Source organism: uncultured Sphingorhabdus sp., from assembly GCF_937872355.1.
Lineage (GTDB): Bacteria > Pseudomonadota > Alphaproteobacteria > Sphingomonadales > Sphingomonadaceae > Sphingorhabdus_B.
In genome coordinates this window covers 1-5,733 of record NZ_CALMSV010000083.1, presented here as the reverse complement: position 1 = coordinate 5,733, position 5,733 = coordinate 1, and the positions used below count along the sequence as shown (strand labels likewise).

6 protein-coding genes are annotated in these 5,733 nt (G+C 61.7%); all 6 read right to left on the bottom strand.

The genetic code is table 11. From position 1 onward, the window contains the following. Nucleotides 1-662, bottom strand: a 662-nt coding sequence (locus tag Q0239_RS04820) for a hypothetical protein (protein WP_298599253.1), incomplete at its 3' end; no start/stop codon positions are given. After that, the gene (locus Q0239_RS04815) at nucleotides 659-1,135 is read right to left on the bottom strand and encodes a hypothetical protein (protein WP_298599251.1); all 477 of its coding nucleotides are present in this window, start codon (nucleotides 1,133-1,135) and stop codon (nucleotides 659-661) included. The genes Q0239_RS04820 and Q0239_RS04815, both read right to left, overlap by 4 nt. A gap of 71 nt (nucleotides 1,136-1,206) precedes the next feature. Then, on the bottom strand, nucleotides 1,207-1,713 hold the full coding sequence (locus tag Q0239_RS04810; RefSeq protein WP_298599248.1) for a hypothetical protein: 507 nt from the start codon (nucleotides 1,711-1,713) through the stop codon (nucleotides 1,207-1,209). A gap of 134 nt (nucleotides 1,714-1,847) precedes the next feature. After that, nucleotides 1,848-3,965, bottom strand: coding sequence for a ParB/RepB/Spo0J family partition protein (locus Q0239_RS04805; RefSeq protein ID WP_298599246.1), 2,118 nt, complete (start codon nucleotides 3,963-3,965; stop codon nucleotides 1,848-1,850). A 139-nt stretch (nucleotides 3,966-4,104) separates the two neighbouring features. Then, a complete protein-coding gene (locus Q0239_RS04800) occupies nucleotides 4,105-4,503 on the bottom strand; it encodes a DUF2958 domain-containing protein (RefSeq protein WP_298599243.1) in 399 nt (132 codons plus the stop codon). Continuing rightward, on the bottom strand, nucleotides 4,500-5,477 hold the full coding sequence (locus Q0239_RS04795; protein ID WP_298599239.1) for a zincin-like metallopeptidase domain-containing protein: 978 nt from the start codon (nucleotides 5,475-5,477) through the stop codon (nucleotides 4,500-4,502). Before Q0239_RS04795 ends, Q0239_RS04800 begins: the two co-directional genes overlap by 4 nt. Between the last annotated feature and the right edge of the window lie 256 nt (nucleotides 5,478-5,733).

The following is a 5,733-nucleotide window of genomic DNA, read 5'->3' as shown; positions in this document are numbered from 1 at the left end:
CCAGGATCATCGGATGATCGACCAGCCGAAATCACCACCCAATCCTTTGCGCGGAGGCGGGCAAACTGCTGGCGGTCGCCGGTGAAAGATTCTGCCGCTGACAACTCGCGGCCATGGAGGGCCTCCCAAGCATCAGGATACCAATCTTGCAACGACCTGTCTGCCGTTACCTGTTCGCGGTAGGTGAACAGGTCCGGGTAACCTGCGGCGACGAGCGCCCATTCGGCGTCTTCTTCATACCAGCCGCCAGATAGTCGCAACGCGGGATCCATTCCGGCATTGCGTGCCCGGTCGAGCTTGAAGCCGCCATGACCGGCAGTGGAATGAAAGACGATCCCCTCAGCGTAGATGGTTGCCGATTGAGACATGCCCCAAGGCGTGGAAACGCGCAGGATCGTATCGACGCGGCTGAGGGCGTTGCGCTGGCGGACATGCAGCACGATGTCGGCAATATAGGCGCGGAACGAGACTTCATCAGCCACGGCACCTTCGGCGCAATAAACATCTGACCGGGACCATTCGCCAATCGGCCGGTTGAGCTTCCAGCCGGACACGATCGAGAAGCCTTCCTTGAGCGGAATGGCGATATAGGCGAGCCCATCGACCCGTGCGGCCATAAGGCCGTCACTCGTCGTGCCATGTTCGACGATGATGTCGCTCATGCCGCCCTCCAGAGTTCAGAGGGCAGAACGGCCAGATCAGCGTCGGTCACAATCTCGGCGCGCATCCCTGAATAGGGATTGTCGCGCATCCATGCTTCTGCCGATGCCATGTCAGCTGCGAGGTGGCGCAATTCGTCCTTGCCCCGAAACGTGGTCAAGACGCGGACTTGACCAGGCTTTGGCGTGTCGACGATCTCGAAATTGAGCGGGCTTTCGACGCTGTAGGCGCGGCGCACGGTCATGACGATGACGCCCTGACTGCCGTAGGTTGCCAGATGGAGCATGAAATGCGCCGGCGAACGGTAGTTGTCCGTAACCTGGCCGGGGTAGCGTTCAACGAGCCGGCCGGTGCCGTTGTCGTTGTTCCAAGCGGCAAGTTTGCGGCGAAAACGCTCGGGCGGGCGCTGCTCGCCATTCGAATAGCGGATGAGGCTGCCCAATGGGGCGGTGGCGTAGATGTATTGCGCTGACATTTTCAGGTCTCCTTAGAACGCGAAAGCCCGGCTCAACGGCCGGGCTTCGCGGGGTGATTGGATAGGAAATTTCAGGTGGAGGGCGGTGGCTCGCCCAAACGCCCGAGTACCTCTTCGATGTAGGACGCGGTGGACATCGAATGGACGTCGTCAGCCGTTATGACGGTCGCCATCCCGCCGAAGCCGTCGGGCCGCATCTTCGTGCAGGTCCACGCCGCGATGATCTGCACATGATCAAGGTCAGGCGATCGCCGGACAATGTCCTGGAAGATCAGATCGTAGCCGATCATCGAGAAATCGAGCTCAAACTCGTCTTCGCCAAGATCACCCTTGGCAATTTCCGCGCGCACCACGTCAGCGATGCGACTGACCATGCCGGTGTCCTGGTCGAGCAATTCGACCAGCTCAGCGGTCGCGATCCAAGCCGTATCGGCGACATTATCGCTAGCGAAAAAGTAGACTGCTTGGTCATTGCCTTCATGCTCGAACAGTTCGCACAGCAAACGGCGTTCGAGCGGAGTCATCGCCGCGACTGGTATGTCCGGTTGCACGACCGTTGGTGAATGATAGTCAGCCATGGCGTCCTCCCCAGCAGGGCACGGGAGCACTGGTTTTCGGCATGTGAGGTCTCCTCAAAAAGAGGCGGCCCGGCGTGGTGGCCGGGCCTGAGTGACGGAAAATCAGTCGGGATGTTGGACCCGCGCGGTTCGGATCATTCGGCGGCGATCGCGTAAGCCGCCTCGTCATCATCAAGGAACGCGGGTAATTCGAGCCCTTCACGATCAACGTCAGGCGTAGCGCCATGACGATCGTCGGCGTCGGGCGTGCGCAGCGGCTCGGGAAGCCAGTGGGCATCTTCCAACAGCCGTTCCGCTTCGCGGGCCCTGTCGCCCTTTTTCAGGTGATCAATCATGCCAGCGAACTGCTCCCCGCGCGCTTCGGTCACATCGGCAAGGATGCGCGGTTTGGTCACGCTGCGGAAATAGCCATCGACAGTGGGCTTCCAGCCTGCCGCGACGACATCAAGACCAACGGCATGCGCCAGCACGTGGCTGTGAGCGATGCGGCGTGCAACGCTATGCGTCGACACCCGGCCATTGTCGTATTTGGGGACGATCTCGGCCTGAGCATTCACCGCCAGCGATGTGCAATGGGCAAACAGACTGGCCTGTTCATCGGCGTCGAAGGCCAGAAGCGCGTCCCAAAGTTCCTTGTCGGACTCCGGCAGTCGATCCTCCCAGCGCTTCATGCGCTCGGCGATGGCCCGCGCGGGGGCACTATCGCGCAGACCTGCAGGTGGATTGGCAAAGGACACCCGGTTCAGCGACAGTTGCAGACAGCTCTCGCGGCTGTAGCTGTAGAAGGTGTCGAGCACGAGCGCGTGCAGCACCGTCGCGAAGGCTGTGGCGGGGCTTTGCGCAAAGGCATCCTGCAACGCGAGTGTGCGCCAGGCGGTCAGGTCGGCAACCAGCCGGTCGGGCAACGGCTTGAGGATGTCGTCGTCGGCATCTTCTTCTTCAGTTCCGGTGGGCGCCGAACCGCTGGCGCTTGGTGCGGTCCCGTTGTGGTTTGCGCCAGGTATTGGTTCGCCCGAAACGGGATCGACCCCGGAGCCATCGTCTTCGCCGCTCACTTCCACCACCGGTTCGTCTTCGGCTCGGACATAGCCACGCTCAATGCAAAGCGAACCATCCGCCTCGATCGTCACAAAGGCACCGGCGATTGCCATTTCGGCAGGATCGAAAATCATGGGCCGGTCGACCAGCTGGCCGATTTCCGTTTCAAGCCCTTCGATCCGCGCATAGACGTCCTGCGGCACGTTGGGGTCGTCGGCCCATTCGGTCTCGATCTGCTCGATTTCAGCCTGAAGTGCCGTGAGCCTTGCCTGCTCATCCTCAGTCATGGGCAATTCTGCACCAACGATCTCACGGTGTCCGTTGGTCGCATTCCATGGCAGATCGACGGCAGTCACCACCCATTTCCAGCCTTCAGTGCCAATGCGGTTGCCCTCGGCTGCAAGTTTCGCGTCGACCAAGCGGTCGAGCAGTGCAGGATCGGTGAGCCAGCCCCCGTCATCGTCCTCGAACAGATCGCGCACCACGCCGCCCCCTGCCGCGACATAGGCATCGACGGTCACGAACCGCACCCGCTTGTCGGCAACCCGGACGCTGTTTTCCGTCAGGCGCTGGCGGATGTAGGCGGCCGACTTGTTGAAGCTGTGGGTGAGCATTTCCCATACCTGCTCCTGGCGCTCATGATCTTCGGACACGGTGAACGCCATCAACTGGTCCAGCGACATGCCGTCTTCGGCGTAAATGTCGTGGAGTTTGGGCGAGACCGACGCCAGTTTGAGACGCTGGCGCACGACGGCGGGCGTGGTCATGAAATGCGCGGCGATGTCTTCGGCAGCGCTGCCCTTGTCGACCATGGCCTGCATTGCCCGGAATTGGTCGAGCGGATGCAACTGCTCCCGGTGCGCGTTTTCGGCATAGCTGTCTTCTTCCGCCGAGACGTCATTGTCCGCCGCCTTGACGATGCAGGGAATGGGAGCAGTACGCGCCAGGCGCTTCTGTTTCACCAAATGTTCAAGGGCACGGTAGCGTCGGCCACCGGCCGGAACTTCGAAGATGCCGGTCTCCTGACCTTCGGCATCAAGTACCGGGCGCACGTTGAGGCTCTGAAGCAAAGTCCGGCGCGCGATATCCTCAGCAAGCTCGGGGATCGACACGCCGGCCTTCACGCGGCGGACATTGGATTGTGACAGGATCAGATGGTCGAAGGGAATGTCGCGCGACGGGCTGAGGGTGATTTTTGCAGGCTGTCTGGCCATGGCAGGTCTCCATGACGGGCCGCCGCGAGACACTCTCTCGGCTTCCAAGCCCGTCACGAAGGCCTTGGCCTTCCTCTTTCTCTAAGGCCGCCGCAGGCGGACCAACCCGCGATCTGGCAGGCCGGCAGGCTACCAGATTTCAGCCATCCCCTGCTGGCATGGCGCGTTCCCTCAGCAGCTTTTCAGCTCCCAGGATCGAACCCGCCTGACGGGCTGCCGCGACGTAGGCCGATATGGGCAACGCGGTGTCGAAAAGGATATCCCGCTCGATACCGAGGCCGAACGGCAGGCGCAGCGACTGCAATTCCCGCAATGAGAAGCTGCCAAGTTCAGGGCAGCCAAGGCCAAGATCGGCAAGGCCGAACAAGATGCCGTCCTCGTCGAGTTCGGTGGCAAGCCAAGTGGCCGCGCCAAGCGGATTGAAGAACCGGGCAACGGGAACGGGATCAGGCTCCCGTTTGCCCTGTGCCTGCGCATTGCGGCGCGCGTGCATGTTCGCGAGCAAGGCCGCGCGGATTTCGGGGGTGAGGAGGTTCATGCCGCCAGCCTCCCTTCTAGCTTGAAGCCGTCGACTTCGTCCTCACCAGCGACATCGAGACCTGTCGATGCATTGTCGCGACAGGCGAGGATGTAATCTGCCGCCTTGGAGGCAGCGCGGGCGGCGCGCAGGATGGCGCGATTGTCTTCCCGGATAATCTGGAGCCACGAGCCGATGTAATCAGCGTGGCGAACGCTTGGGACAATCCCGAGCGCTGCGCAGATGAAGGCTCCGGCCATTTCCGCGACCAATTCTTCGCGGCCATAGTCCTTGGAGCCGAAGCTGCCGTTCTGATCGCGGCCAAGTCGGTTGGCATGGCCAGTCCAATGGCCAAGTTCGTGAAAAGCCGTGCGATGCCAGTTGATCGGCTCATGGAAATCGTCGGGCCGCGGCACGGCGACATAGTCATGCCCCGGGCTGTAATAAGCGGACGGGCCACCGATGCGAAAATCGGCGCCCGTCGCGGCAATCAGTTCCTCGGCGTGCGGCAGGATCAGGCCATCCGGGATGGGCGGCGGCGGGAGACAGATATGTTCGGGCAGGTCGTCACACTGGTCGGCCGAGAACCCCGTGAAATGCTTGAGGACCGGAATCCCGCCGCTGGTTGCGGTGCCTTCGGTATCCGCTCGGCGACGTTCGCTGCTGGGCACAAAGCGGCGGGTGTAGATGATACCGACACCGCGTTCGCCGCGACGCACCGAGCCCCCCAAGGCCGCAGCCTGCCGGAACGTCAGGAACGCATGGTTTGAGAAGCCTCGGGACACGACGGCATGCCATAGGGTAAGCACATTGATGCCACTGTATCGACGGGAACTGACAGCATTGTGCGGCATGCCGATGCCGGCACTGGCCGTTCCCCAGGGCTGAACCCATGGGACGCGCCCAGCCTCGAGATCAGCGATGATCCGGTCGGTGATTTGCTGGTAAAGATTGATCCGCTCAGGGTTTGAGCGGGCAACATGTCGTTGCGCCATGGCAGGTCTCCGCGACGGACCCGCAGCGAGCCTCTCTCGCCGCTCTCAGCCCGTCACGGGACCATCCCGCTCTCTTCCTCTCGCGGGGCGTTGCGGGGCGGCAGTCCCGCACGAAGGGGTCTGATGAGACCGTTGGGCTCGGCAGCAGGGGAATGCTTTCCCCTCAAATGCGGCAATTTTGCTCAGGGCAATTTTGAACAGAATGCGAACAGTATTGGGATATCAAAATCATCCAAAATTTCGAGGAACGACAAAC

Bases quoted from the DNA above. Each gene is read 5' to 3' on its own strand.
- Q0239_RS04815 (WP_298599251.1), bottom strand. From the start codon at position 1,135: ATGTCAGCGCAATACATCTACGCCACCGCCCCATTGGGCAGCCTCATC.
- Q0239_RS04810 (WP_298599248.1), bottom strand. From the start codon at position 1,713: ATGGCTGACTATCATTCACCAACGGTCGTGCAACCGGACATACCAGTC.
- Q0239_RS04805 (WP_298599246.1), bottom strand. From the start codon at position 3,965: ATGGCCAGACAGCCTGCAAAAATCACCCTCAGCCCGTCGCGCGACATT.
- Q0239_RS04800 (WP_298599243.1), bottom strand. From the start codon at position 4,503: ATGAACCTCCTCACCCCCGAAATCCGCGCGGCCTTGCTCGCGAACATG.
- Q0239_RS04795 (WP_298599239.1), bottom strand. From the start codon at position 5,477: ATGGCGCAACGACATGTTGCCCGCTCAAACCCTGAGCGGATCAATCTT.